This is a genomic window from Xanthomonas indica (assembly GCF_040529045.1).
In the GTDB taxonomy this organism is placed as follows: Bacteria; Pseudomonadota; Gammaproteobacteria; order Xanthomonadales; family Xanthomonadaceae; genus Xanthomonas_A; species Xanthomonas_A indica.
On record NZ_CP131914.1, the window covers coordinates 4,284,320 to 4,308,131 of the forward strand.

The 23,812-nt window shown below is 70.8% G+C and carries 21 protein-coding genes; 14 read left to right on the forward strand and 7 right to left on the reverse strand.

Annotated features, from left to right (window positions below; genetic code table 11):
- Positions 1-45 precede the first annotated feature (45 nt).
- From trxC to Q7W82_RS18430, 4 genes are all read right to left on the reverse strand, one after another.
- Positions 46-489 (reverse strand): thioredoxin TrxC, encoded by a 444-nt coding sequence (gene trxC / locus Q7W82_RS18415; protein ID WP_242160605.1) that lies wholly within the window; start codon positions 487-489, stop codon positions 46-48.
- Positions 486-965, reverse strand: coding sequence for an OsmC family protein (locus tag Q7W82_RS18420; protein WP_242160604.1), 480 nt, complete (start codon positions 963-965; stop codon positions 486-488). The genes trxC and Q7W82_RS18420 overlap by 4 nt, the downstream gene beginning before the upstream one ends.
- A gap of 79 nt (positions 966-1,044) precedes the next feature.
- Entirely contained in the window at positions 1,045-4,248 is a 3,204-nt protein-coding gene (locus Q7W82_RS18425; RefSeq protein WP_242160603.1) for an efflux RND transporter permease subunit, read from the reverse strand.
- 1 nt (position 4,249) lies between these two features.
- A complete protein-coding gene (locus tag Q7W82_RS18430; RefSeq protein WP_242160602.1) occupies positions 4,250-5,320 on the reverse strand; it encodes an efflux RND transporter periplasmic adaptor subunit in 1,071 nt (356 codons plus the stop codon).
- Between the two features lie 263 nt (positions 5,321-5,583).
- Here Q7W82_RS18430 and Q7W82_RS18435 point away from each other — a divergent pair, with 263 nt between their 5' ends.
- The 7 genes from Q7W82_RS18435 to Q7W82_RS18465 all read left to right on the forward strand — a co-directional run bounded on the left by Q7W82_RS18435 (position 5,584) and on the right by Q7W82_RS18465 (position 9,993).
- Positions 5,584-5,952: a rhodanese-like domain-containing protein gene (locus Q7W82_RS18435; RefSeq protein WP_242160601.1), complete on the forward strand. Its 369-nt coding sequence runs from the start codon at positions 5,584-5,586 to the stop codon at positions 5,950-5,952.
- Between the two features lie 4 nt (positions 5,953-5,956).
- Positions 5,957-6,307, forward strand: a complete 351-nt coding sequence (locus tag Q7W82_RS18440) for a metalloregulator ArsR/SmtB family transcription factor (protein ID WP_242160600.1) — start codon at positions 5,957-5,959, stop codon at positions 6,305-6,307.
- On the forward strand, positions 6,304-7,134 hold the full coding sequence (locus Q7W82_RS18445) for an MBL fold metallo-hydrolase (RefSeq protein ID WP_242160599.1): 831 nt from the start codon (positions 6,304-6,306) through the stop codon (positions 7,132-7,134). The genes Q7W82_RS18440 and Q7W82_RS18445 overlap by 4 nt, the downstream gene beginning before the upstream one ends.
- 110 nt (positions 7,135-7,244) lie before the next feature.
- A complete protein-coding gene (gene modA, locus Q7W82_RS18450) occupies positions 7,245-8,024 on the forward strand; it encodes a molybdate ABC transporter substrate-binding protein (protein ID WP_242160598.1) in 780 nt (259 codons plus the stop codon).
- A 9-nt stretch (positions 8,025-8,033) separates the two neighbouring features.
- Complete coding sequence (gene modB / locus Q7W82_RS18455; RefSeq protein ID WP_160947519.1) at positions 8,034-8,729, forward strand: molybdate ABC transporter permease subunit; 696 nt, start codon at positions 8,034-8,036, stop codon at positions 8,727-8,729.
- Between the two features lie 28 nt (positions 8,730-8,757).
- The gene (locus Q7W82_RS18460) at positions 8,758-9,375 is read left to right on the forward strand and encodes an ATP-binding cassette domain-containing protein (RefSeq protein WP_242160597.1); all 618 of its coding nucleotides are present in this window, start codon (positions 8,758-8,760) and stop codon (positions 9,373-9,375) included.
- Between the two features lie 60 nt (positions 9,376-9,435).
- The gene (locus Q7W82_RS18465) at positions 9,436-9,993 is read left to right on the forward strand and encodes a flavin reductase family protein (protein ID WP_242160596.1); all 558 of its coding nucleotides are present in this window, start codon (positions 9,436-9,438) and stop codon (positions 9,991-9,993) included.
- 45 nt (positions 9,994-10,038) lie between these two features.
- Here Q7W82_RS18465 and Q7W82_RS18470 read toward each other — a convergent pair whose 3' ends face one another.
- From Q7W82_RS18470 to Q7W82_RS18480, 3 genes are read right to left on the reverse strand one after another with little or no spacing between them, the layout of a single operon-like run.
- Positions 10,039-10,635, reverse strand: coding sequence for a hypothetical protein (locus Q7W82_RS18470; RefSeq protein ID WP_242160595.1), 597 nt, complete (start codon positions 10,633-10,635; stop codon positions 10,039-10,041).
- The gene (locus tag Q7W82_RS18475; RefSeq protein ID WP_242160594.1) at positions 10,632-12,080 is read right to left on the reverse strand and encodes a TonB family protein; all 1,449 of its coding nucleotides are present in this window, start codon (positions 12,078-12,080) and stop codon (positions 10,632-10,634) included. Before Q7W82_RS18475 ends, Q7W82_RS18470 begins: the two co-directional genes overlap by 4 nt.
- Entirely contained in the window at positions 12,070-12,438 is a 369-nt protein-coding gene (locus tag Q7W82_RS18480) for a BlaI/MecI/CopY family transcriptional regulator (protein WP_010340889.1), read from the reverse strand. The genes Q7W82_RS18475 and Q7W82_RS18480 overlap by 11 nt, the downstream gene beginning before the upstream one ends.
- Before the next feature lie 274 nt (positions 12,439-12,712).
- Here Q7W82_RS18480 and Q7W82_RS18485 point away from each other — a divergent pair, with 274 nt between their 5' ends.
- From Q7W82_RS18485 to Q7W82_RS18515, 7 genes are all read left to right on the forward strand, one after another.
- A complete protein-coding gene (locus tag Q7W82_RS18485; protein ID WP_242160593.1) occupies positions 12,713-14,668 on the forward strand; it encodes an acetyl-CoA hydrolase/transferase C-terminal domain-containing protein in 1,956 nt (651 codons plus the stop codon).
- A 229-nt stretch (positions 14,669-14,897) separates the two neighbouring features.
- Positions 14,898-16,016, forward strand: a complete 1,119-nt coding sequence (locus Q7W82_RS18490) for a phosphatidylinositol-specific phospholipase C1-like protein (RefSeq protein ID WP_242160592.1) — start codon at positions 14,898-14,900, stop codon at positions 16,014-16,016.
- 132 nt (positions 16,017-16,148) lie between these two features.
- Positions 16,149-18,887, forward strand: a complete 2,739-nt coding sequence (locus Q7W82_RS18495; protein ID WP_242160591.1) for a TonB-dependent receptor — start codon at positions 16,149-16,151, stop codon at positions 18,885-18,887.
- Positions 18,888-19,143: 256 nt separating this feature from the next.
- Positions 19,144-19,878, forward strand: a complete 735-nt coding sequence (locus Q7W82_RS18500; RefSeq protein WP_242160590.1) for a DUF3348 domain-containing protein — start codon at positions 19,144-19,146, stop codon at positions 19,876-19,878.
- Between the two features lie 10 nt (positions 19,879-19,888).
- Entirely contained in the window at positions 19,889-22,345 is a 2,457-nt protein-coding gene (locus tag Q7W82_RS18505) for a DUF802 domain-containing protein (protein WP_242160589.1), read from the forward strand.
- Positions 22,342-22,992, forward strand: a complete 651-nt coding sequence (locus tag Q7W82_RS18510) for an OmpA family protein (RefSeq protein ID WP_242160588.1) — start codon at positions 22,342-22,344, stop codon at positions 22,990-22,992. The genes Q7W82_RS18505 and Q7W82_RS18510 overlap by 4 nt, the downstream gene beginning before the upstream one ends.
- Positions 22,982-23,755 carry a DUF2894 domain-containing protein gene (locus Q7W82_RS18515; protein ID WP_242160587.1) on the forward strand — a complete coding sequence of 258 codons (774 nt, stop codon included), beginning with the start codon at positions 22,982-22,984 and terminating at the stop codon, positions 23,753-23,755. The genes Q7W82_RS18510 and Q7W82_RS18515 overlap by 11 nt, the downstream gene beginning before the upstream one ends.
- Positions 23,756-23,812: the final 57 nt, after the last annotated feature.

The window sequence follows — 23,812 nt, forward strand, 5'->3', positions numbered from 1 at the left end:
GCTTAGGGAAGCAAATCACGGCCGAAGCCGCTCCTGCAAGAGCACTTACGCCTCACCCAACTGCGCCCGCGCCCAGCGCACGATCTCGGCCGTGCCGATGGCGCCGCTGTGCCGGGCGAGTTCGCGGCCCTGGCGCAGCAGGAGCAGGGTCGGAATGCTGCGAATGCCGAAGCGCCCGGCCAGCGCCGGCTGCGCGTCGCTGTCCAGCTTGCCCAGGCGCAGCCGCGGCTCCAACTGCGCGGCGGCGGCCGCGAAGTGCGGCGCCATGCTCCGGCACGGACCGCACCACGGCGCCCACACGTCCACCAGCAGTGGCAGATCGCTGCGTTCGGCATGCACGGCGAAACTGTCGGCGGTCAGGGTCACCGGCGTGGCCTCGAACAAGGCACGATGGCAGCGCCCGCACTGCGGCGCATCCGCCAGCTTCGCCTCCGGCACGCGGTTGAGCGCGGCGCAATCCGGGCAGGCGACATGCAGCGGCTCGCTCATGCCCCGGCCTCGATGCTCTTGTCGCCGAGCAGCACCGTGCCCTGCGCATCCTTGACCGTGACCTGCACGTCGATGCCCTGGCGCACGCTCTGGGTGACCACGCAGAACTGCTCGAACTGGGCCAGGATCCGCTCCAGTTGCGCGTAGTCCTGGTTGGCGCCGGGCAACTGCAGTTCCACCGACGCCTGGGGGATGCGCCAGAATCCTTCCGGATTGCGCATCGGTGTGGCCGTGATGTGCGCGACCACGCCGGCCGGATCGTTCTTGTACTTGCGCATCGCGAACAACAGGCTGGCGGCCAGGCAATTGGCGATGCCGGCGAGCAGGATGCGCGTCGGGTTCGGACCGCGCTCATGGCCCAGCGGCGCGGTTTCATCGCTCAGCCAGGGCTCCAGCGCGGTTTCGTCGAAGCGGATGCGGAACGCGAAGTCCGTGTCCTGCTCCAGGGTGACGCGGATCGGATCGCCGATGGGCATGGCGGAGGCTCCAGGTGCGAAGAAGGGATCTGCGACTCTACGCCGGCGCCGGCAACGGCATGTGGACGTTCTGTCGCGCTCATGCCGATGCGTCGCGTCGCGCCAGTGGGTAGTACAGCAACGGGATGACCAGCAGGGTCAGTGCGGTGCTGACCAGGATGCCGAACAGCAGCGCCACCGCCAGACCGTTGAAGATCGGATCGTCGAGGATGAACAGCGCGCCCAGCATCGCGGCCAGGCCGGTCAGCGCGATCGGCGGCGCGCGCACCGCACAGGCCTCGATCACCGCCTGCTCGGCACTGCGCCCCTGCGCCAGCGCATGGCGGACGAAGTCCACCAGCAGGATCGAATTGCGCACGATGATGCCGGCCAGGGCGATCATGCCGATCATGCTGGTGGCGGTGAACTGGGCGCCGAGCAAGGCATGGCCCGGCATCACCCCGATCACGGTCAGCGGAATCGGCGCCATGATCACCAGCGGCAGCAGATAGCTGCGGAACTGCGCCACCACCAGCAGGTAGATCAGCAACAGGCCCACCGCGTAGGCGATGCCCATGTCGCGGAAGGTCTCGTAGGTGATCTGCCATTCGCCGTCCCATTTCACTGCGAAGTCGCCGGTATCGGCCGGCGGCGCGATGAAGTGCTGCTGCAGCGCCTGGCCATCGAGCGCGTGCCGGCGCAGTTGCCCGACCAGGTCGAACATGCCGTACAGCGGGCTGTCCAGGCGCCCGGCTTCGTCGCCGGTCACGTACACCACCGGCCGCAGGTCCTTGTGCGCGATGCTGTCGTCCCAGGGCAGGCGCTGCACGGTCACCAGCGCCGACAGCGGGACCAGTTGGCCATCGCCGCCGCGCACATGCAGCGCCAGCACGCGTGCGCTGGCGGCCTGCGCGGCGGCCGGCAGGCGCAACCGCACCGGCTGTGCCACCTTGGACGTGCCATCGTGCAGCCAGGTGACGTCCAGACCCTGCACCGCCGTAGCCAGGGCATCGGCGATGGATGCCTGGCTCACGCCCAGGCGCGCGGCGCGCACCCGGTCGACCACCAGCGTCTCGCGGGTGGCGGCACTCTCCACGCTGGTGTCGACATCGACCACGTTCGGCGTACGCAGGAAGCGCTGCTCCAGCAGCAACGCCAGGCGCTGGCTGCGCGCATAGTCCGGCCCATAGACCTCGGCCACCAAGGGCGCCAGCACCGGCGGCCCCGGCGGCACTTCCACCACCTTCAGCGAGGCGCCATACCGGCGCGCGATCGCCGCCAGCGGAGGGCGCAGCGTGCGGGCGATGGCGTGGCTATGACGCGTGCGTTGGTGTTTGTCGACTAGGTTCACCTGCAGGTCGCCGACGTTGTTGCCGCTGCGCAGGAAGTACTGCCGCACCAGGCCATTGAAGTTGACCGGCGCCGAGGTGCCGGCATAGCCCTGGTAGTCGTGCACCTCGGGCGAGCGGTCGAGCACCCCGGCCAGTTCCACCAACAGCGCGTCGGTGTCCTGCAGGGTTCTGCCCTCGGGCAGATCGACCACGATCTGCAGTTCGGACTTGTCGTCGAACGGCAGCATCTTCAGCACCACCCATTGCAGCCCGACCAGGCCGACCGCGGCCAGCAGCAGCGCCGCGATGCCGGCGAACAGCCAACCACGGCGGCGTGCGCCGCGGACCGGATCCAGGAACGGGCGCAGCAACCGCGCGAACAGCCGCTGCAGGCGCGGCGGCGCATCGCCACCGGCATGTGCCGGCGCAGGCTGCGCCGGCACATGCCGCTTCAACAGCGTCAGCGCCAGCCAGGGCGTCACCACCAGTGCGATCGCCAGCGACAGCAGCATGCCGACCGAGGCATTGATCGGGATCGGTCGCATGTACGGTCCCATCAGGCCGCTGACGAAGGCCATCGGCATCAGCGCCGCGATCACGGTGAAGGTGGCGAGGATGGTCGGGCCACCAACCTCGTCCACCGCCGCCGGAATCGCCTCGCGCAAAGTCTTGCCGCCGGCGCGCAGATGGCGGTGGATGTTCTCCACCACCACGATGGCGTCGTCGACCAGGATGCCGATCGAGAAGATCAGCGCGAACAGCGACACGCGATTGAGGGTGAAGCCCATCGCCCACGAGGCGAACAGCGTCAGCGCCAGTGTCAGTACCACCGCGCTGCCGACCACGATGGCCTCGCGCCAGCCCAGCGCGAACAGCACCAGCAGCACCACCGAGGCGGTGGCGAACACCAGCTTGTGGATCAGCTTGGCGGCCTTGGCCGCCGCGCTGGCGCCGTAGTCACGGGTGACCTCGGCATGCACGCCCTGCGGCAGCAGTTCGCCGCGCAAGGCCTGCAGACGCGCGCTCACCGCGCGGGTGAGCGCCGCGGCGTCGCTGCCCGGCTTCTTGGCAATGGCCAGGGTCACCGCCGGCGCACGCCCCTGCGCCGGGCCGCCGCGCGTGGGCGGCGCGCCGTACCACACGTAGGCGCCGGGCAGATCGGCGCCAGCCTGCACCTGGGCCACGTCGCGCAACCTCAGTGGCTGGCCATCGTGCATGCCGATCACCAGTTCGCGCACGGTGTCGGCGTCGGCCAGGAACCGGCCGGCACTGAGCGGCACCGCGCGGCCGTCGCCGATCCGGTCGCCGAGCGGGCGTACCACGTTCGCGCCCTGCAGCGCCTGGCCGAGGTCGGCCACGGTGAGGTCGTAGGCGGCCAGCCGCGCCGGATCCAGGGTCACCGTCAGCACCCGTGGCGGCGCACCGATGCTGTAGATGTCGCGCGTGCCGGGAATGCGCTTGAGTTCGGTTTCCAGCGTGCGCGCGATCGCGACCAGATCGGCGGCGCTGCGCTGCGGATCGTCGCCCCACAGGGTCACGCTCATCACCGGCACGTCGTCGATGCCCTTGGGCTTGACCAGCGGCGCGCTGGCACCCATCCGCGTCGGCAGCACGTCCAGATTGGAATACACCTGGTTGTACAGGCGCACCAGTGCGACCTGCCGCGGCACCCCGACCTGGAATTCGACGGTCAGCACCGCCTGACCCGGGCGGCTCACCGAGTACACGTGCTTGATGCCTTCGATCTCGTCGAGCTTCTGTTCCAGTGGCGTGCTCAGCAATTGCTCGACCTCGCGCGCATCGGCACCGGGCAAGGCGACGAACACATTGGCCATGGTCACATCGATCTGCGGCTCTTCCTCGCGCGGGGTGACCGCCACCGCCGCCAGGCCGAGCAGCAGACCGAGCAGGGCCAGCAACGGCGTCAGCGGATTGGCCTGAAAGAATGCCGCCAGGCGGCCGGACAGTCCCATCTCAGTGCTCCGCCAGCGCGCGCCGCTGCGCGACCAGGGCCTGTCCGGCGGCGACCGGGTCGCGCGCCACGCGTTCGCCTGCGCGCAGCCCGGCCAGCACTTCCACCCGCTGCGCATCGCGCCGCCCGATCCGCAGCTGACGCAGGACCAAACGCCCATCGGCCAGGACATAGGCGGCGCTGAGTTCGCCCCGCTGCAGCAACGCCGAGCGCGGGATGCTCAACGGCGTCGCCTCCGCGGCATCGCCGGCCGCCAGCGGAAAGTCGACCTTGGCCGTGGTGCCCGGCGCCGGGGCCGGCTGCAGCGCCGGCAGCGGCACCCGCACCGTCACGCTGTGGCTGCGCGGATCGGCCGTGGGAAACACCGTGACCTGCGGAACCTGCAGGATGCGTCCATCGTCCAGCCGCACCTGCGCGCGCGGCGCGGCGCGGACGGCAGCGGCGTCGGACTGCGGCACCTGCACCTCGATACGCTGCGAACCGGGCACGTACAGCGACAGCAACGCCTGTCCAGCCGCCACCGCCTCGCCCGGCTGCACCTGGCGGGCGCTGATCACCCCGGCAAACGGCGCACGCACCACCGTGTACGCGGCCGGCTGTTGCGCCTGCGCCAGTTGCGCCTCCGCCGCGGCGCGCGCCGCGCGTGCCGCATCGCGGGTGGCGCGCGCCTGATCCTGTTGCGCGCGCGACACGTACTGCGCATCGGCCAGGGCGGCATAGCGGCGGTAGCTGGCCTCGGCCTCGCCAGCGCTGGCCATGGCAGCGCGCAGCTGTGCCCGGGCGCTGTCGACCCCGGCCCGCTGTTCCACTGCGCTCAATTGCAGCAGCACCTGGCCGGCGACGACGCGGTCGCCCACGTCCACCGCCACACGGCGGACGCGGCCGTCGGTTTGCGCGCTCAGATCGGCGTGTTCCACCGCGGCGACCACGCCGTCCCAGGAGCGGGAGGCCATCGCCGCAGACGCCACCGGAGCCGTCGCCAGCGCCGGCAACGGCGGCGGCGCAACCGCGGCGGCGTCATGTCGGCAGCCGGCGAGCGCCAGCATGGCCAGCGACACGAGCACGCCAGCCACGGTGGCGCGGCCGTTCGCGCCTGATGGCGTGGCCGCGGCCGCACCCGGCCGGCGCAGCCGCTCGGCGCTCCCGGCGCTCCAGATTGGCCAACGACGCACATGCATGATCGAACTCCACAAGGAAAAGCACGGTTCCGCCAGCGGCGGGCAAGCCACGCGGCGGCAGCGGTCGCGACCACGAGGCTGGCCGCGAGATAAATTAGAATTTTCTTATATTAGAGTCAACTGATATGATGGGCGCACTTTCCCGCCGAGCACCCCCAATGCCCGCCTCCTCCGCCCAAGCCCTGGTCGATCGCGCACGCGCGCAGATCCACGAAACCCCCATCCACCCCGATTTCGCTGCCACGCCATTGCCCGGCGAATGGATCATCGACGTGCGCGAACCCGGCGAGTTCGCCATGGGCCACCTGCCCAACGCCATCAACATCCCGCGCGGCATCCTCGAATTCCGCCTCGATGCCGATCCGGCGCTGGCCCGGCGCGATCAGCCGATCCTGCTGTATTGCGCCAGCGGCGGCCGCTCCACGCTGGCGGCACTGAGCCTGCAGCACCTGGGCTACACCGCGGTGCGCTCGCTGACCGGCGGCTTCCTGGGCTGGACCGCAGCCGGTGGCCCGGTCGATTTCTGAGCCGATGACGCGCCGCGCCGCGCCCGCCCTGGATCCTGCCGCGATGCGTGCGCACGCCAGCGAGGCCGCACGCCTGCTGAAGGCGCTCGGCAACGAGAAGCGCCTGTTGCTGCTGTGCCTGCTGGTGGACCACGAGCAATCGGTCGGCGAACTCAACGCACGCGTGGAGCTGAGCCAGTCGGCGCTGTCGCAACATCTGGCGCTGCTGCGCGAGGATGGGCTGGTGCAGACCCGCCGCGACGGCCAGACCATCTATTATTCGCTGGTGCCCGGCCCGGTGCAGCGCATCCTCGAGGTGCTGCACGGCATCTACTGCAGCGCCGCGCCGCCCGCCGCCAGCAGGAGCGATCGATGAACCAGCATCCGCACGTCCACGCCTTCCACCACGCCGGTTCCGGCACCTGGAGCTATGTGGTGGAGGACGGCCACGACGCCGCGGTGATCGATCCGGTGGTGGGCTTCGATCCGCAGACCGGCGCGCTGGACGCGGCGCCGGCGCAGGCGTTGGCCGCGTGCCTGGACGAACGCGGGCTGCAGTTGCGCTGGATCCTGGAGACCCACGCCCACGCCGACCATGTCTCCGCCGCGCAATGGTTCAAGCAGCGCTGGCCACAGGCGACGCTGGCGATCGGCGACGGCATCCGCCAGGTCCGCGCCCGCTTCGCGCCACAGTTCGGCCTGGACGCGGATGCGCAGGCGCGCTGCGGCTTCGACCACCTGTTCGCCGATGGCGAGCGCTTCACGATCGGAGGGTTGCAGGCGCAGGTGATCGCCGTGCCCGGCCACACCGGCGACAGCGTCGCCTACCTGATCGGCGATGCCCTGTTCCCGGGCGATTCGCTGTTCATGCCCGACAGCGGCACCGCGCGCTGCGATTTCCCCGGCGGCGATGCGGCCACGCTGTACCGCTCGATCCAGCGGCTGTACGCGCTGCCGGAGGCCACCCGCGTGTTCGTGTGCCACGACTACGGCGCAGGCGGCCGCGCGGTCGCCTGCCAGACCAGCATCGGCGAACAGCGCCGCGCCAACATCCACGTGCGCGACGGCATCGACGAAGCGGCCTTCGTGGCCTTGCGCCAGGCACGCGATGCGACGCTGGCCGAGCCGCGGCTGATGCAGCCGTCGGTGCGCGCCAACATCCAGGCCGGGCGCACCGACGATCTGGTGCCGCCGGCGGTGTGAGCAGGCAGCGCGCCGCGGGCGCGCTAGGATGCGGGTCTGCGCCAGCGCTGCGCGACTGCGGTCGCGCGCGCCGCCGCATCGCCTGCCCCGCCCCCCCGCTGGAGTGACCCATGACCCGACCGTTGCGCCGCCTGTTGTGCCTGTGCACGCTGCTCGTCGCCAGCGCGATCGCGCCGGTTTCGGCGCAGACGCCGCTGACCGTGTTCGCCGCCGCCAGCCTCAAGGAATCGCTGGACGAGGCCGCCAGCGCCTACCAGCGCGCCCGCGGCACGCCCGTGCAGGTGTCCTACGCCGCCAGCTCGACGCTGGCGCGGCAGGTGGAACAGGGCGCGCCGGCGGACGTGTTCGTGTCCGCCGACCAGGAATGGATGGACTACCTGCAGCAGCGCAAGCTGATCGACCCGGCGCAGCGCCATGACCTGCTCGGCAACACCCTGGTGCTGGTGGCGCCAGCCGCCAGCACCGCCCAGGTCGATCTGCGCAAGCCCGGCGCACTGCTCGCCGCACTCGGCGCACAGGGACGCCTGGCGGTCGGCCAGACCGCCAGCGTGCCGGCCGGCAAGTACGCGCGCGCGGCGCTGCAGGCGCTGGGGCAGTGGAACAGCGTGCAGCCGCGCCTGGCCGAAAGCGAGAGCGTGCGCAGCGCGCTGATGCTGGTGGCGCGCGGCGAGGCGCCGCTGGGCATCGTCTACGGCTCCGACGCCCAGGCCGAGCCGAAGGTGCGGGTGGTGGCGACCTTCCCCGCCGACAGCCACGCGCCGATCGTGTATCCGGTGGCGCCGCTGCGCGCGAGCGCACAGGCGAAGAGCGCCGCCGATTTCGTGCGCTGGCTGGGCACGCCACCGGCACAGGCGATCTTCCGTCGCCACGGTTTCTCGCTCGCCCGCTGAGGCCTGGCATTGTTCGACTTCACCGCGCAGGAACTGACCGCGATCGTGCTGAGCGTCAAGGTGGCGCTGGTCGCGGCGCTGGCCAGCCTGCCCTTTGCGGTGGCCTGCGGCTGGCTGCTCGCGCGCCGCCGCTTTTTCGGCAAGGCCTTGCTGGACGCGTTGCTGCACCTGCCGCTGGTGATGCCGCCGATCGTCACCGGCTACGCGCTGTTGCAACTGTTCGGTCTGCAGGGCCCGATCGGCGGATGGCTGTTCGAGCACCTCGGCGTGCAGTTCGCGTTCCGTTGGACCGGCGCGGCGCTGGCCAGCGCGGTGATGGGCTTCCCGCTGATGGTGCGGGCGATCCGCCTGGCCCTGGAAGCCACCGACCGGCGTCTGGAAGCGGCCGCCGCCACCCTCGGCGCCGGCCCGTGGCGGGTGTTCTTCACCATCACCCTGCCGCTGGCATGGCCGGGCGTGGTCGCCGGCGGCGTACTCGGCTTCGCCAAGGCGCTGGGCGAGTTCGGCGCCACCATCACCTTCGTCTCCAACATTCCGGGACAGACGCAGACCCTGGCTTCGGCGATCTACAGCCTGCTGCAGGTGCCCGGGGCCGAGGCCGGCATCTGGCGATTGGCGGCGGTGGCGCTGGCGATCTCGCTGGGCGCCCTGCTGGCCTCCGAGTGGCTGGTGCGGCGCCAGCGCGGCGCGGAGGCGGACGCATGAGCCGCACGTGCGCCCGGAGCCCGCACCGATGCTGAGCATCGACCTGCATCTGCAGCGCGGGCGTTTCGCCCGCCACGTACGGATCGAGGAACAGGCGCGCGTGGTCGCCCTGGTCGGTCCGTCCGGCGCCGGCAAGACCAGCCTGCTCAACGCCATCGCCGGCGTGCTGCCGCCGCGCAGTGGGCGCATCGCCATCGATGGTCGGGTGCTGTACGACAGCGCCACCGGCATCGACCTGCCGGCGCACCGCCGCGGTATCGGCTACGTGTTCCAGGATGCGCGGCTGTTCCCGCACATGGACGTGCGCCGCAACCTCGGCTACGGCCGCCATGGCCGCGGCCAGCCGGCGCGCTTCGCATTGGACGCGGTGGTCGAGCTGCTGGGCATCGGCGCCCTGCTGGGGCGGCGCCCCGACACGCTCTCCGGCGGCGAAGCGCAACGCGTGGCGATCGGCCGGGCGCTGTTGTCGCAACCCGCGCTGCTGCTGTTCGACGAACCGCTGTCGGCGCTGGACGCGGACCGCCGCAGCGACCTGATCCCCTACCTGCAGCGGGTGCGCGACGAAGTGCGCCTGCCCATGCTCTATGTCAGCCACCAAGCCGAGGAAGTGGCGCGCATCGCCGACGCGGTGCATCGGCTGGATTGACGCCGACACCGCGTTCACCGCCGCTGGCGAGACTGGGGTCCCAGGTTCCCGGTCCGCCGCATGCGCCGCTACCGCAAGCTCGACTTCCCCACGCAGGACGTCCGCCGCTTCCTCGAGCCGGGCCCGGTGGTGCTGGTCAGTTCGGCCTGGAAGCAGCAGCGCGACGTCATGACCCTGGGCTGGCACATGGTGCTGGAGTTCTCGCCCTCGCTGCTGGCTTGCTGCATCTCCAGCGCCAACCACAGCTTCGCGCTGATCCGGCGCAGCAAGCAATGCGTGATCAACCTGCCCACCGCCGACCTGGTCGATACCGTGGTCGGCATCGGCAATACCAGCGGTGCTGACCTGGACAAGTTCGCGCACTTCGGCCTCACCGCGGTGCCCGCCACGCACGTGGCGGCGCCACTGATCGCCGAGTGCTACGCCAGCTTCGAGTGCCGCCTGCACGACGGCAGCCAGATCGGCAAGCACGGCCTGTTCGTGTGGGAGGTGGTCAAGGCGCACGTCGCCGCCTCGCCCAAGCGGCCGCGCACCCTGCACTACCGGGGCGACGGCCGCTTCATGCTGTCCGGCCCGGAGATCTCGCGGCGGCGCCTGTTCAAGCCGGAGATGCTGTAGGCCGAGGCGGAGGGCGACGGATGCCGGATGCGCCGGTCGCCACGCTCAGCGTGCGCCGCTCACGCGCCCCGACTGCACGCTGGCCTTGCCCTGCCGGACCTCGAAAGTGAACGCATAGGCCAGCGTCACCGGCACCTCCTGCACCGACTGTGCATCGTCGCAACGCCCTTCCTGGGCCGGCCGCTGCGCCGGATCGGCGTAGGTGCAGATCGCCGCCGGTACGAAGCGCCACTGCACGACCGCGGCCTGCACTGCCTGCAGCAGATCGGCCATCTCCGGCTGCGCACCCGCGCTGCAGTCCGGGCGATCGTTCAACAGGGCGCTGCGCTCCACCGTGCCTTGCGCGGAGAGGATCACCCGCACGCAGACCGTGGTCGGGGCCAGCGTGCGGCGTGGCGACTCGGCCGGCAACTGCGGCGTCGGCGCCTGCAGCGGTTGCGGCATGCGGAACACTTCCTGCGGCCGCATCCGATACGACTGCACCGCCGCCGCCCCCGGCGCCGCGCCGAACCCGGTTTCCAGCATGCGCTGATCCACCGAGTCGATGCGCTTGGTCGGTTGTGGCGCCTCTTTCGGCACGTGGCTGGCGCAGCCGGAAAGAGCCAGCGCCAGCAGCATGCCCGCCCGCCAGTGCGCACTCATTGCACGGTCCGCGCCATGCCGCACAGCGGCGCGGCGCCGCCCTTGCCGGAGAGCACCTTGTCGCACAGGCTCGCCGAGGTATCGCCGGCCTCCTCGCCCAGGCGAAACCAGCGGTAGTTCGCGGCATCGGCGACGCCAGCCGGCGCATCCTCGGGGTACATTTCCACATCGAACGCGACCGGAATCTTCAAGCGGCTGGCCACAGCGCGTCCGTGCGCAATCGCGGGCGAGAAGCGCCACTTCCAGGCGGCGGTGACCGCGGCGGCATCCAGCGCAGCGCTCCCGCTGCCATGGTCCAGCACGCGCACGCCGCTCGGCGTCCCGTGCACATCCACGTCGACCAGCAGGACCAGCTTGCCGGAGACGCCCGCACGCACCGCTTCATCCGGGTATTTCGGGGGCGGCATGTCGATCACCTTGGCAGGCCGCGCTCCGGTCCGCACGGCGACCACCGACACCTGCTGCGCCGGTCGTGCCGACGTGCCATCCACCTCACTCCCGACCAGATCGCGTGCCACGCCCGTGGCACCTGTTCCAATTGGCAACGCCAGTGCCATCGCACTCCCGCTCAACGCGGCCAGCGTCACCGCCGCGATGCCCAAACGACGCCGCCAACCACGCACCGCCGGACGCCGCAGCAGGGCAATGCGCTGACACAACACGCTGCCCGCCTGCCAGTGGCAGCCGACCGGCAGGGCCAGCGCATCCAGCTGCGTCTGCAGCATCGCCTCGGCATAGTGCCGGCGCGCACCCGGATGGCGTGCCAGCACCGCCGCATCGCAGGCCAGCTCCTGATCCAGGCGGAAGCGCGTGGCGGCCCAGTGCAGCAGCGGATTGAACCAGTACACGCAGCGCAGCGCGGCGAGCAGAAGATTGCTGCGGGTGTCGCCGCGGGCGATGTGCAGGCGTTCGTGCGCCAGCACCAGTTGCGCCTGCGGCGGCGGGTAGCGCGCGGCGAAGTCCATCGGCACCACCACCTGCGGCCGCCACGCGCCCAGCACCAGCGGCCCATGCAGCGCATGCTCGGCGACCAGTACGCCGCCCTCGCCCGCCCGCAAGCGGCCCAGGCTGCGCCGGTAGCGGCGCTGCTGCCGCCACAGCACGGCCGCCGAGGCCACGGCGCCCGCGAGCCACACCGCCAGCCACCAGACCGCGGCGTGGCCGCTCGCCGGCAAGCCGCCGCTGCCTGCGGACAGTTGCGCCTGTGGTGCGCCGACCAGCACTGACGGCATGTCCAGCACCAACCCCGCCGGTAACGCTGGACGCCAGCCGCTCGGCAACAGTGCCGCCAGCAGCGCCAACGGCACCGCCATCCACACGGCATAGGCGATGCTCGCGCCGAAGGCACGCCGCATCGGCACGCGCAACACCAGCACCGCCGCGATGGCCACGCTGACGACCAGCGCGGTGCTTCCGAGGTTCCTCACGATCCCGTCAATGCTCATCGTCCAGCTCCTGGATCAGTCGTTTGAGTTCGGCGATATCGGCGTCGCTGAGCTTGCCGCGTTCGCTGAAGTGCGCCACCAGCGGCGCGATGCGGCCGCCGAACAGGCGGTCAAGCAGGCCTTCGCTCTGTTGCTGCACCCACTGCGCGCGCTGCAGCAGGGGCGTGTACAGATAGCGGCGGCCTTGTTTGTCGGCGCGGATCGCGCCCTTGTTGAGCAAGCGGTTGAGCAGGGTCTTGACCGTGGGTTCGGCCCAGCCGCCATGGCCGGACAAGGCAGCGAACACCTCCTCGGCACTGAGCGGGTGCCGCTCCCACAGCACCTCCATGACCACCGCTTCCGCATCGCTGATCGACATTACGTTTACACCCGTAAATTTTTATCGATTACACGCGTAGACGAACTCGCTGTCAAGCGCTTTTCCCGGCTCCTGCATCGCCACCTCGACACGGACCGAACGGCGGCACCGCGCCGCGACTGCCGTGGCATCCGGACGCTTCCGCGACGACGGATCGCTCGACCGTGACCAACACGGAGCCGCCGCTGGTGCTCGACACATCCCGCCGGCCCCTGCGCCGACACAACGGCGCCACCTCCGAACGCACTGCAATCGGCCGCACACGCTCTAAGCTATGCCGATGACCGATCATCTCGACGACCTCGACGCTGCTGCCGACCTGATCCTGCAGCGCATCGCCGGCCCGCTGCGCGTGGGCGCGCCGCTGGGCCTGGGCAAACCGCACCGCCTGCTCAACGCGCTGTACGACCGCATCGAGCACGATCCAACGCGGCCGCTGCAGATCTACACCGCGCTGTCGCTGCATCCGCCGGCGCCCGGCGGCGGCTTGCAGGGCCGGTTCGCGCGGCCGTTCGTGCAGCGCCATTTCGGCGAGGACTTCCCGCGCCTGCGCTATGTGCAGGCGATGCAGCGCGATGCGCTGCCGGCGCACATCCAGGTCGAAGAGTTCTACATGCAATCCGGCGCGCTGCTGCGCTCGACCCAGGCGCAGCGCAGCTACACCAGCCTCAACTACACCCATGCCGCCGACGCGGTGGCGCAGCGCGCGCCGAACCTGATCGTGCAGAAAGTGGCACGCGAACCCGACGGCACCCGGCTGTCGTTCTCGTGCAACAACGACATCACCCAGGACACCCTGGCGGCGGTGCAGCGGCGCGGCCTGCCGCGGCCGCTGCTGGTGGCCGAAGTCGATCCCCAGTTGCCGTGGATCGGCGGGGCTGCGGCGGTGGAACCGGGCTTCTTCGACGTGGTGGTGACCCCGCCCGGGCCGTATCCGCGCCTGTTCGGGCTGCCGCGGCAGCCGGTCGCCGATGCCGATTACGCCATCGGCCTGTACGCCAGCACCCTGGTGCGCGACGGCGGCACCCTGCAGATCGGCATCGGCACCCTGGCCGATGCGCTGTGCCACGCGCTGGTACTGCGGCACACCGACAACGCGCGCTACCGGCAGGTGCTGGCGGCGCTGGATCCGGAGCTGGAGCGGCATCCGGCGGTGCGCGAATGTGGCGGCCTGGAGCCGTTTGCGGTTGGCCTGTTCGGCTGCAGCGAGATGCTCAACGAGGGCTTCCGGCAACTGGTCCAGTGCGGGGTGATCCGGCGCAAGGTGCTCGACGACGCGCCGCTGCTGCAGCGCGTGGCCGACAGCAGCGCCGATGCGCAGGACCTGCAGCGCCTGGAGCGCGACGGCGAATACCTGCAAGGCGCGTTCTACCTGGGGTCGCCGGAGTTCTACGCCTGGCTGCGCGAGATGGATCCGCAGGCGCGCAAGGCGATCGGCATGCACCGCATCAGCGAGATCAACCAGCTGTACGGCGGCGAGGCGCTGCGCCGGCTGCAGCGGCGCGAGGCGCGTTTCTTCAACTCCTGCATGATGGCCACCGCGCTGGGCGCGGCGGTGTCCGATGCGCTGGACGACGGCCGCGTGGTGTCCGGCGTCGGCGGCCAGTACAACTTCGTGGCCATGGCGCACGCGCTGGACGACGCGCGCAGCGTGCTGATGTTCCGCGCCGTGCGCAGCGACGGCGGCGCGGCGCAGTCCAACCTGCGCTGGAACTACGGCCACACCACCATCCCGCGGCACCTGCGCGATCTCTACGTCAACGAGTACGGCATTGCCGACCTGCGCGGCCTGACCGACGAGGATTGCATCGCGGCGATGACCGGGATCGCCGACGTGCAGGCGCAACCCGCACTGCTGGAAACGGCGAAGACCAACGGCAAGCTGGCCGCCGGCTTCATTGCGCCGGCGCACTGGCAGCGCAACCACGCCGCGCGGGTGCGCGACGCGCTGGCGCCGTTCCGCCGCGACGGCAGCCTGCCCGACTATCCGCTGGGCAGCGATTTCACCGAGGTCGAGCAGCGCCTGTTGCGCGCGCTGGCCTGGCTGCAGCAACACACCACCAGTACGGGCGCCAAGCTGAAGACGATCGCCACGGCTTTGCTGGCGCGTCCCACCCGCGACGCCGCCTGCATGCAGCGCATGGGGCTGGACGCACCACGCAGTCTCGGCGAGCGCCTGGAGGCGACGTTGCTGGCGTTCGCGCTGCAGCGCACGCGCACGCCGCCATGACGCGCCGCCGCGCCTGACGCTGCAACGCGCTGGCGCACCGATCGCAGGCGCGATGCAATAAGTGACCGCGCGTCGCATGCGAATGCGACGCGCTGCACGAATGTCGCGCATCGGCGGCGATGACACGATTCGGCAACATGCCGGCAGGAAGGGCGTCAACTGCGCTCGGGATGCTGTCGGGATATCGTTACCAAGCGTGGCCGCGATGCACTCCCAACGCCCTGTCCCGATGCCGTCGTCGCTCTCCCGTCGCACCGCGCTGCGCGTGCTGCTGGCGATACTGGCGCTGTTGCCGTCCGCCCTGCTCGCCGAACCCAAGCTCAACGACCTGCAGTACCTCGGCAGCCACAACAGCTACCACGCCGGCTTCGCGCCCAGCGAAGCGGCGCTGTGGAAACGCCTGGACCCGGCGACGTTCGCGGCGCTCGACTACCGGCACCCGCCGTTGACGCAGCAACTGGACGACGGCGTGCGCCAGATCGAACTGGACATCTACGCCGACGCCAAGGGCGGACGCTATGCGCATCCGGCGATGATCGAGCAACTCGCCAAGGCCGGGCTGCCGCCGGCCCCGCCGATCGCCGCGCCGGGGGTGATGCAGCAACCGGGCTTCAAGGTCATGCACATCCAGGACCTCGACCAACGCAGCACCTGCCAGCCGCTGCTGGCCTGCCTGCGCGAGGTGCGGGCGTGGTCGCAACGGCATCCCGGGCATCTGCCACTCTTCATCCTGCTGGAAACCAAGCAATCGACCGTGCCGGCGGCCTTCCCCACGGTGCAGCCGGAACCGTTCGACGGCAAGGCGCTGGATGCACTGGATGCCGAACTGCGCGCGGTGTTCGCCGCCAACGAGTACATCAGCCCCGACCAGGTGCGTGGCAGCGCGGCCACGCTCAACGACGCCGTGCTCGCGCATGGCTGGCCCGCGCTCTCGGCGGCGCGCGGCAAGGTGGTGTTCCTGCTCGACCAGCGTGCCGTCGGCCCGGCCTACCTGGCCGGCCATCCGTCCTTGCGCGGCCGCGTGTGTTTCACCAATGCCGATCCCGGCACCGACGATGCCGCCTTCGTCGAGCGCAACGACGGCAGCGCCGACGCGATCGCAACGTTGGTGAAGGCCGGCTACCTGGTGCGCACCCGCACCGATGCCGACCTCAAGGAAGCCCTGCGCAACGACACCGCGCGGCGCGACGCCATGCTCGCCAGCGGCGCGCAACTGCTCAGCACCGACTTTCCCGATCACGAGCCGGCCGCCTCCGGCTACGTGGTGCGCTTTCCCGGCGACGCCGTCGCCCGCTGCAATCCGCAACGCCCGCAAGCCGACTGCCACGACGTCGACCTGCGCCACTAATCGCCAGTGGCCGCGCTGCGTCGCGGCCACGCCCTGCACACACGCAATGGAAGGCCTGGGCGATCCGCGCGCCGGCATCGGCGTGTCCGGACTTCGGATCGCAACCGCTGTTTCCCCCAACGAGTCGTGCCCATGCCCGTGTTCCATCGCCCCCGTCCCTTGTGCTGTGCCATCGCCCTTGCGCTGGCGCTCTCACCAGCCGCCCGCGCCAGCGATGCCAACGACCCCGCTGACGCCAGTGCGCGCACCACCACCCTGGACTCGGTCAACGTGCAGGCGGCGCAGGCCAGCGCGCCGGGTTCGCTGGACGAGCAGCGCCTGTCCAGCGGCGTCAACAGCGTGATGAGCAAGCAGCAGATCGACGCGATCCCCTCCGTCGGCATCGCCGACGTGGTCGCGCACCTGCCCGGCCTGTCGGCCTACAGCGACATGCATCTGGGCCAGGCCACCACCGGCGAGAACGCCTACGTCAGCATCCGCGGCCTGGATGCCAGCTACAACAGCTACAGCCTCAACGGCTTCGGCATGCCCGAGACCGATTCGTCCACGCGCGCGATCTCGCTGAACATGCTGGCGCCGTTCGGCATCCAGTCGGTCAAGGTCTCCAAGTCGCCGACCCCGGACCTGCCGGGCGACGCGATCGGCGGCGCGATCGACATGCGCACGCCCAGCGCGTTCGATTTCGACGGCGACTTCTACGGCAAGACCACCGCGCAAGGCCAGTTCAACGCGCTCGCCTCCGACCTCGGCGGCAAGCACACCGGCGGCACGGTGCAACAGGAGCTGGCCTGGAAGTTCGGCGACGACCACGCGTTCGGCATCTACGCCTCGGCCTACTACGGCAAGAACAACAACATGGCGCAGGCGCCCGCGCCCAACAGCGCGTACTTCCCGGCGGACCCGGCGCAGGCCAAGGCGGTGGACCTGCGCGACGTCGGCCCGCTGCTCAGCGCCCGCTACAAGTACAGCGTCTACACCAGCCAGATCGAGCGCTACGGCGGCAACCTCGCCTTCGACTGGCAGGGCGACCACACCTCCCTCTTCGCCCGCGCCATCTACGGCAGCTACAACGTCACCGGCCAGCAGGACCAGTCCAGCGCACGCCTGGAAACCGTCAACAACCAGCCCACCGCGGTGCGTGGCGGCTACTTCAACACCCACGACATCAAGGAAACCCTGGCCACGCTGCAGCTGGGCGGGCAGACCACGCTGGACCGCCTGCGCTTCGACTACGGCGGATCGTTCGGCCGCGGCACACGCAGCCGCCCGGACTACGTCGCCGCAAGCCTGTACGGTTTCACCCCGGGCAGCTTCGCGTTCGACCTCAGCGACCCCACCTATCCCGGCATCGGCCCCAGTTCGCCGGCCCTGAAGAACTTCTTCTACAGCCTGGATTCGGCGCTGTTCTGGAAGACCCAGGGCCACGACGCCGGCAGCCACGACAACCGCGCCAGCGCGCATGCCGACATCAGCTACCGCGTGGACGGCGACCTGCTCGACGAGGTCAAGACCGGCCTGTCGCTGGACCACGCCGACCGCGGCTCCTACGATCACCCGTTCTTCCACAAGGACGGCAACTTCATCTACAACGGCCCCTACTTCGGCGGCAGCAACTACGTGTTCCCCAACGCCGGCGGCCCGCCGCTGAGCGCGCTGCCCGGCCGTCTCACCTATGCCGCCTTCGATGGCCACTACGCCGGCCCGTTCAAGATCCTCGACCGCGACTGGGTGCGCGCGCAGGCGGTGCCGTACAAGTACGTCAACGATCCCAATGGGGCCGGCGTCTATACCGCCAACGACTACAACGCCAACACCACCTCCAGCACCGAGGCGATCTACGCCGGCTACGCGATGGCCACGCTGCATGTCGGCGCGGTGACCGTGCTGCCCGGGGTGCGCTACGAACTGACCCGCTACTCGGCCGACGCCTGGCAGTCCAACGGCGACGGCATCAACGGCCGCTTCGTCGGCAGCGGCCGCAGCTATGGCGAGGTGCTGCCCGGCATCAGCCTCAACTACCGCCCGGACGAGCTGACCGTCTACCGCGCCTCGCTGCGCCGCAGCTTCAGCCGCCCGGCGTTCGGCCTGATCTCCGGCGAGACCGTGTACACCGTCGATCCCACCCAGAAAGTCATCGGCATTTCCAAACCCAATCCCGACCTGCAGCCGAGCAAGGCCGACAACGCCGACCTGTCCGCGGAGTTCTACGACCGCAACGGCGGCGTGCTCAGCGCCTCGACCTACTACAAGCGCATCACCGGCTTCATCTACACCTCGCAGTCGGCGACCAGCAACGACAACACGCTGGGTGGCCTGGTCCCGACCGGCACCACCTTCGAGGACGGCGTGCCGGTGACCATGCCGCAGAACGGCGGCACCGCCACGCTGTACGGCGTGGAGCTGGCCGGCAGCAAGCGCCTGCAGGACCTGCCCGGGTTCTGGGGCAATCTCGGCATCGCCGCCAACCTGACCCTGCAGCACAGCTCCGCCGACAGCAAGCGCGCCGACCAACCCGAAAAGACCTGGCTGCCGCGTGCGCCCGAGCGCATCTACAACCTGGACCTGTTCTACGACGACAGCCGCCTGCGCGCCGACCTGACCTACAACTACACCGGCCTGCAACTGCTCGGCCTGACCAGCGACCGGCTCAACTACTACCTGCAGCCGGTCAAGTCGCTGGACTTCACCGCCACCTACCACCTGCCGCACGGCATCGATGTCGGGATCGCCGCCAAGAACCTGCTGAACGCGGCCACGTTCTACGAAACCCAGGGTAAGTCCACGCGCTACATGGCCTACGACCCCGGTGCCGATGGCGCCTACGTGGAAACCGGGCGCGTGTACATGCTCACGCTGAGCTACACCTACTGACGCCGCGCCTGCCTCCGGCGCGCCGCGCCGGAGGCCTTGTGGCGCATCGGGCAGCCTGGACGCGCCCCGGCGGCGCGGTCGGCCCTGCGGCCGCGTCAGCGAGCGCCCCGCATCCCCGGGCGCCTGCGCCGCCAGCCCCACCTGGACGCCGCCAGGACCGCGCGGTGCCTGCCACGCAACGGTTTCCGACCGCCGCAGGCAGGTGCCGGCGGGGGATGTCATTCGCGTGTAAAATTGCGGGTTTTTGACCCCTCACATGGCGAAAGCCCCTCCACGGGCGCCCGTCCCGGGCCCGGCCTTCATTCGCCTGCTGGCGCGCCTGAGCGATGCGCCGATGCCCGCGTCCAGCCCCGCGCTGGCCGACCGGCTCGGCCAATGGATCGACTGGAACCGCGCGGTGGCGGTGTCGCGGGCGCTGGACGGCAAACTGCCCGAGCCCGCCGAAGACGCGCCCGAAGCGCCGGAACCGTCGGCGCTGGAGGCCGAATGCCTGCGCGTGCGCGCCGCGCTGGAAGAAGGCATCGCCCTGGACATCGCCAAGGAGACCGGCAAGCCCGTGGGCAAGCGCCAGCACGACCCCGACGCACCGATCGAGTACGCGCCGTTCCGCCAGCGCTACCTGGCGCTGCAGCGCGCGATGCTCACCGCGACCGGGCGCCTGCGTGGCCTGCTGCGCGATGCCCTGATCCCGCTCTCGCCGGACATGGCGCGGCTGGCCGAGGTCGATGCGGTCATGGAACTGACCCTCAGCCCGCGCGAGCAGACCTTGCTGGCGACGGTGCCCAACCTGCTCGAGGCGCATTTCCAGCGCCTGCGCGCGACGGCGGCGGCACCCACTCCCGATCCAACGCTCACCGACCCTCTCCCGGCGCCGTCCGACGTGGCCTGGCTGGACCTGTTCCGCCAGGACCTGCACAGCGTCCTGCGCGCCGAACTTGACGTCCGCTTCCATCCCATCGAAGCGCTGCTCGCCGCGCTTCGCAGCCGTTGATTTGACCCTCATGCCCAAGACCCTGCTCCATTCCGCCCTGTTCCTCGCCGGCCTCGCCGTGGTCTGCTGGATCGGCGTCGGCTATCTCGGCTCCAACCCGCTGGGCGCCGGCTTCGCCGCGCTGATCGGCCTCTGCTACCTGGCCGGCATCGCCGAGCTGTACCGCTACCGCCAGGCCACGCAGACCCTGCACGGCGCGCTGGCGCAAGCCGACGCCGCAAGCAGCGACCTGGGCGGCTGGCTGCAGCGCCTGCACCCCAGCCTGCGCAACGCGGTGCGCCTGCGCATCGAGGGCGAGCGCGCGGCCCTGCCGGTGCCGGCCTTGACCCCGTACCTGGTCGGCCTGCTGGTGCTGCTGGGCATGCTCGGCACCTTCCTGGGCATGATGGCCACCCTGCGTGGCACCGGCCTGGCGCTGGACAGCGCCACCGACCTGCAGGCCATCCGCGCCTCGCTGGCGGCGCCGCTGAAGGGCCTGGGCTTCGCCTTCGGCACCTCCATCGCCGGCGTGGCCACCTCGGCGATGCTCGGCCTGCTCGCCGCGCTGTGCCGGCGCGAGCGCCTGCAGGCGGTGCAGCAGTTGGACCTGCATGCGGCCACCGCGTTGCGCACGCATTCGCTGGCCTACCAGCGCAACGAGGCCTTCAAGCTACTGCAGACCCAGGCCACGCTGATGCCCGGCCTGATCGAGCGCATGCAGACGATGATGGCGGCGCTGGAACAGCACAGCGCGGTCAGCGGCGAACGCCTGGCCAGCAGCCAGGACGCCTTCCACAGCCGGACCGAAGCCGCCTACACGCGCTTGGCCGGGGCCGTGGAACACGCCCTGCAGGCCGGCGTGGCCGCGCACGCGCGTGCGTTCGGCGATGCGCTGGAACCGGTGGTGCAGCGCACCCTCGACGGCGTGGCGCGCGAGACCGCCGCGCTGCAGGACAGCGTCGGCCAGGCGGTGCAGCGGCAACTGGACGGTCTGTCCAGCGGCTTCGCACAGGCCGCCGAGCAGGCCACGCAGCGCTGGGACAAGGCGCTGGCCGAGCAGCAACGCGCCAACGGCGCGCTGCTGCAGGAACTCGGCAGCGCGCTGCAACGCGCCGGCGACGGCCTGGAACAGCGCACTATCAGCCTGGTGGAGGCGACCGCGGCACGCCTGCAGGCCGCCAGCGACGACGCCAGGCAGGCCTGGGCCGAGGCCGTGACGCAGCAGCGCGCGGCCAACGACGGTCTCGCCGCGCGCCATGCGCAGGCGCTGGACACGGTGGCGACCCGTCTGGATGCCACCGCCGAGGCCGCACAACAGGCCTGGGGCGCGGCACTGACGCAGCAGCGTGAGGTCAACGAGACGCTCGCCACGCGCAATGCGCAGGCGCTGGAAACCGTGGCGACCCGTCTGGACGCCACCGCCGAGGCCGCGCAGCAGGCCTGGAGCGCCGCGCTGGCGCAGCAACGCGACGTCAACGAGGCCCTCGCCATGCGCAATGCGCAGGCGCTGGAGACCGTGGCGACGCGCCTGGACAGCACTGCCGAAGCCGCGCAACAGGCCTGGAGCTCGGCGCTGGCGCAGCAACGCGAGGTCAACGAGGCCCTCGCCGTGCGCAACGCGCAGGCGCTGGACACGGCCGCGGCCACCCTGGAACAGCGCGCCGCCACGCTGGCCGAGACGCTGCAGCAGGCCCATGCCGACCTGCAGCAGGCGCTGGAAGCGCGCGACCAGGCGCGCCTGCGCGCCTGGACCGACAGCTTCGCCAGCATGGCCGCGACCCTCGGCGGGCAGTGGGAGCATCACGGCGAGCGCATCGCGCAGCGCCAGCAGGAGATCTGCAGCACCCTGCAGGAGACCGCCGCGGCGATGTCGGAACAGAGCCAGGCGCAGGCGCGCGACACCATCGCCGAGATCGAGCGGCTGGTGCAGGTCGCCTCGGAAGCGCCGAAGGCGGCGGCCGACGTGGTCGCCGAACTGCGCCAGAAGCTCTCCGACAGCATGGTCCGCGACACCGCGATGCTGGACGAACGCAACCGCCTGCTGGCCACGCTTCAGACCCTGCTGGAGGCGGTCAACCACGCATCCACCGAACAGCGCAGCGCGGTGGATGCCCTGGTCGCCACCTCGGCCGACCTGCTGGAGCGCGTCGGCAGCCGCTTCACCGACCGGATCGAAGCCGAGACCGGCAAGCTCGGCGACGCCGCCGCACAGGTCGTCGCCGGCGCCACCGAAGTGGCCAGCCTGGGCGACGCCTTCGCCGGTGCGGTGCAGGCCTTCGGCGAATCGAATACGGCGCTGCTGGAACGCCTGCAGGGCATCGAACAGGCGCTGGACAAGTCGCTGGCGCGCAGCGATGAGCAATTGGCGTACTACGTGGCGCAGGCGCGCGAAGTGATCGACCTGAGCATGCTCTCGCAGCAGCAGATCACCGAGGAACTGCGCCAGCTCGCCGCGCGCCAGGCGCCCGACCAGGCCGACGCGGCATGAGCGACGAGCTGGAACTCGACGCCGACAGCGGCGCGCCGGTCTGGGCGGTGTTCGGCGACCTGATGTCGGTGCTGCTCGGCGCCTTCGTGCTGATCCTGATCGGGGTGATCGGCGTGCAGCTGCAGCTGGCGAACAAGCTGGACGCGGAAATGCGTGAGCACCAGCGCGAAGCGCAACAGCGCAAGACCCTGGAACAGGCGCTGTCGGTCCCGCTGGCGGCGGGCCGGGTGACTCTGGTCGACGGCCGCATCGGCATCCGCGGCAACGTGCTGTTCGCGTTGAACTCGGACCAGTTGCAGCCGGAGGGCCGCGACCTGCTGAAGAGCCTGGCCGCACCGCTGGCCGGCTACCTCAAGGCCCGCGACGAGATCCTGATGGTCAGCGGCTTCACTGACGACCGCCAGGTGCGCGAGAGCAACCGCCAGTTCGCCGACAACTGGGAACTGTCAGCCGAGCGTGCGCTGACCGTGACCCGCGCGCTGATCGAGGCCGGCGTACCGGCCGATGCGGTCTTCGCCGCGGCCTTCGGCGCGCAGCAGCCAGTGGCGCCGAACGTGGACGAGGCCGGACGCGCCAGCAACCGCCGCGTGGAGATGGCACCATTGCCGCGCATGCGCAAGCGCGCCGCGACACCGCATGCGCCCTGATCCAATCGCCGCCGCCGACCGTCTTGCCGCCTGGCGCGCACAGCATGCCGAGCGGCTGGACCCGCTGCGTTTCCGCTTCCTTGAGGCGCTGGTACGCCGCACCGAGGCGCAGCAGGGCAAGGCGCGGGAAATGCTGGAGCAGAAGCTGTCCGCTCTGCTCGACGCCTACGCGGCCGCGCTGGCCGCAGCGCCGCCGGACACTGGCGATACCGCCGACGCCGCGGCGCGCTCGGCCCAGCCGAGTCCGCTGGGCGCACTGCTGGCGGAACATCGTTCGGCTGCCAGCACCAGCACCAGCACCAGCACCAGCAACGTTGCCACCGAATCCGACGCCGCGCCCGGCCTGGGTGCCAACACCGGCACCGGGACCACCACCGAGCCGCTCACAGCGGCAGCGTCGCCAGCTGACGCAGCGCCGTCGTCCGCAGCGGCGCCAGCGCGCATCGTCGCGCCACAGTTGCCCGCGGTCGAAGACGCGCGCCGGCTGTGGACCGAGCTGCGCAGCCGCAGCCAGTTGCGGCAGTCGCTGCAACCGGCACCCGCCGACGCCGGTCCGCTGAACTCCGGCGTGCTGGTGCATCGCGCACTGACGCTGATGCGCACGCTCTCGCCCGGCTATCTGCAGCACTTCCTGTCCTACGTCGACGCGCTGTCCTGGCTGCAGCAACTGCAGGAGGCTGGCGCACTGGCGACGCCGCAAAAATCCGGCAGCACCGCCGGCAAATCTGCGACGCCGCGCAGCAGGCCGCGCAAGCGCGGTTGAGCACCTCGCCAATGCACGTGTCGTGGCAGGAGCGGCTTTAGCTGCGACGGGCGTTAC

What these genes read in the sequence shown, in the direction of transcription:
- Q7W82_RS18460 (WP_242160597.1), top strand. Translation starts at nt 8,758, where the DNA reads ATGCTGAGCATCGACCTGCATCTGCAGCGCGGGCGTTTCGCCCGCCAC.
- Q7W82_RS18480 (WP_010340889.1), bottom strand. Translation starts at nt 12,438, where the DNA reads ATGTCGATCAGCGATGCGGAAGCGGTGGTCATGGAGGTGCTGTGGGAG.
- Q7W82_RS18420 (WP_242160604.1), bottom strand. Translation starts at nt 965, where the DNA reads ATGCCCATCGGCGATCCGATCCGCGTCACCCTGGAGCAGGACACGGAC.
- Q7W82_RS18475 (WP_242160594.1), bottom strand. Translation starts at nt 12,080, where the DNA reads ATGAGCATTGACGGGATCGTGAGGAACCTCGGAAGCACCGCGCTGGTC.
- Q7W82_RS18505 (WP_242160589.1), top strand. Translation starts at nt 19,889, where the DNA reads ATGCCCAAGACCCTGCTCCATTCCGCCCTGTTCCTCGCCGGCCTCGCC.
- Q7W82_RS18490 (WP_242160592.1), top strand. Translation starts at nt 14,898, where the DNA reads ATGCCGTCGTCGCTCTCCCGTCGCACCGCGCTGCGCGTGCTGCTGGCG.
- Q7W82_RS18500 (WP_242160590.1), top strand. Translation starts at nt 19,144, where the DNA reads ATGGCGAAAGCCCCTCCACGGGCGCCCGTCCCGGGCCCGGCCTTCATT.
- Q7W82_RS18445 (WP_242160599.1), top strand. Translation starts at nt 6,304, where the DNA reads ATGAACCAGCATCCGCACGTCCACGCCTTCCACCACGCCGGTTCCGGC.
- Q7W82_RS18465 (WP_242160596.1), top strand. Translation starts at nt 9,436, where the DNA reads ATGCGCCGCTACCGCAAGCTCGACTTCCCCACGCAGGACGTCCGCCGC.
- Q7W82_RS18470 (WP_242160595.1), bottom strand. Translation starts at nt 10,635, where the DNA reads ATGAGTGCGCACTGGCGGGCGGGCATGCTGCTGGCGCTGGCTCTTTCC.
- modA (WP_242160598.1), top strand. Translation starts at nt 7,245, where the DNA reads ATGACCCGACCGTTGCGCCGCCTGTTGTGCCTGTGCACGCTGCTCGTC.
- Q7W82_RS18495 (WP_242160591.1), top strand. Translation starts at nt 16,149, where the DNA reads ATGCCCGTGTTCCATCGCCCCCGTCCCTTGTGCTGTGCCATCGCCCTT.
- Q7W82_RS18440 (WP_242160600.1), top strand. Translation starts at nt 5,957, where the DNA reads ATGACGCGCCGCGCCGCGCCCGCCCTGGATCCTGCCGCGATGCGTGCG.
- Q7W82_RS18515 (WP_242160587.1), top strand. Translation starts at nt 22,982, where the DNA reads ATGCGCCCTGATCCAATCGCCGCCGCCGACCGTCTTGCCGCCTGGCGC.
- Q7W82_RS18425 (WP_242160603.1), bottom strand. Translation starts at nt 4,248, where the DNA reads ATGGGACTGTCCGGCCGCCTGGCGGCATTCTTTCAGGCCAATCCGCTG.
- Q7W82_RS18435 (WP_242160601.1), top strand. Translation starts at nt 5,584, where the DNA reads ATGCCCGCCTCCTCCGCCCAAGCCCTGGTCGATCGCGCACGCGCGCAG.
- trxC (WP_242160605.1), bottom strand. Translation starts at nt 489, where the DNA reads ATGAGCGAGCCGCTGCATGTCGCCTGCCCGGATTGCGCCGCGCTCAAC.
- Q7W82_RS18485 (WP_242160593.1), top strand. Translation starts at nt 12,713, where the DNA reads ATGCCGATGACCGATCATCTCGACGACCTCGACGCTGCTGCCGACCTG.
- Q7W82_RS18510 (WP_242160588.1), top strand. Translation starts at nt 22,342, where the DNA reads ATGAGCGACGAGCTGGAACTCGACGCCGACAGCGGCGCGCCGGTCTGG.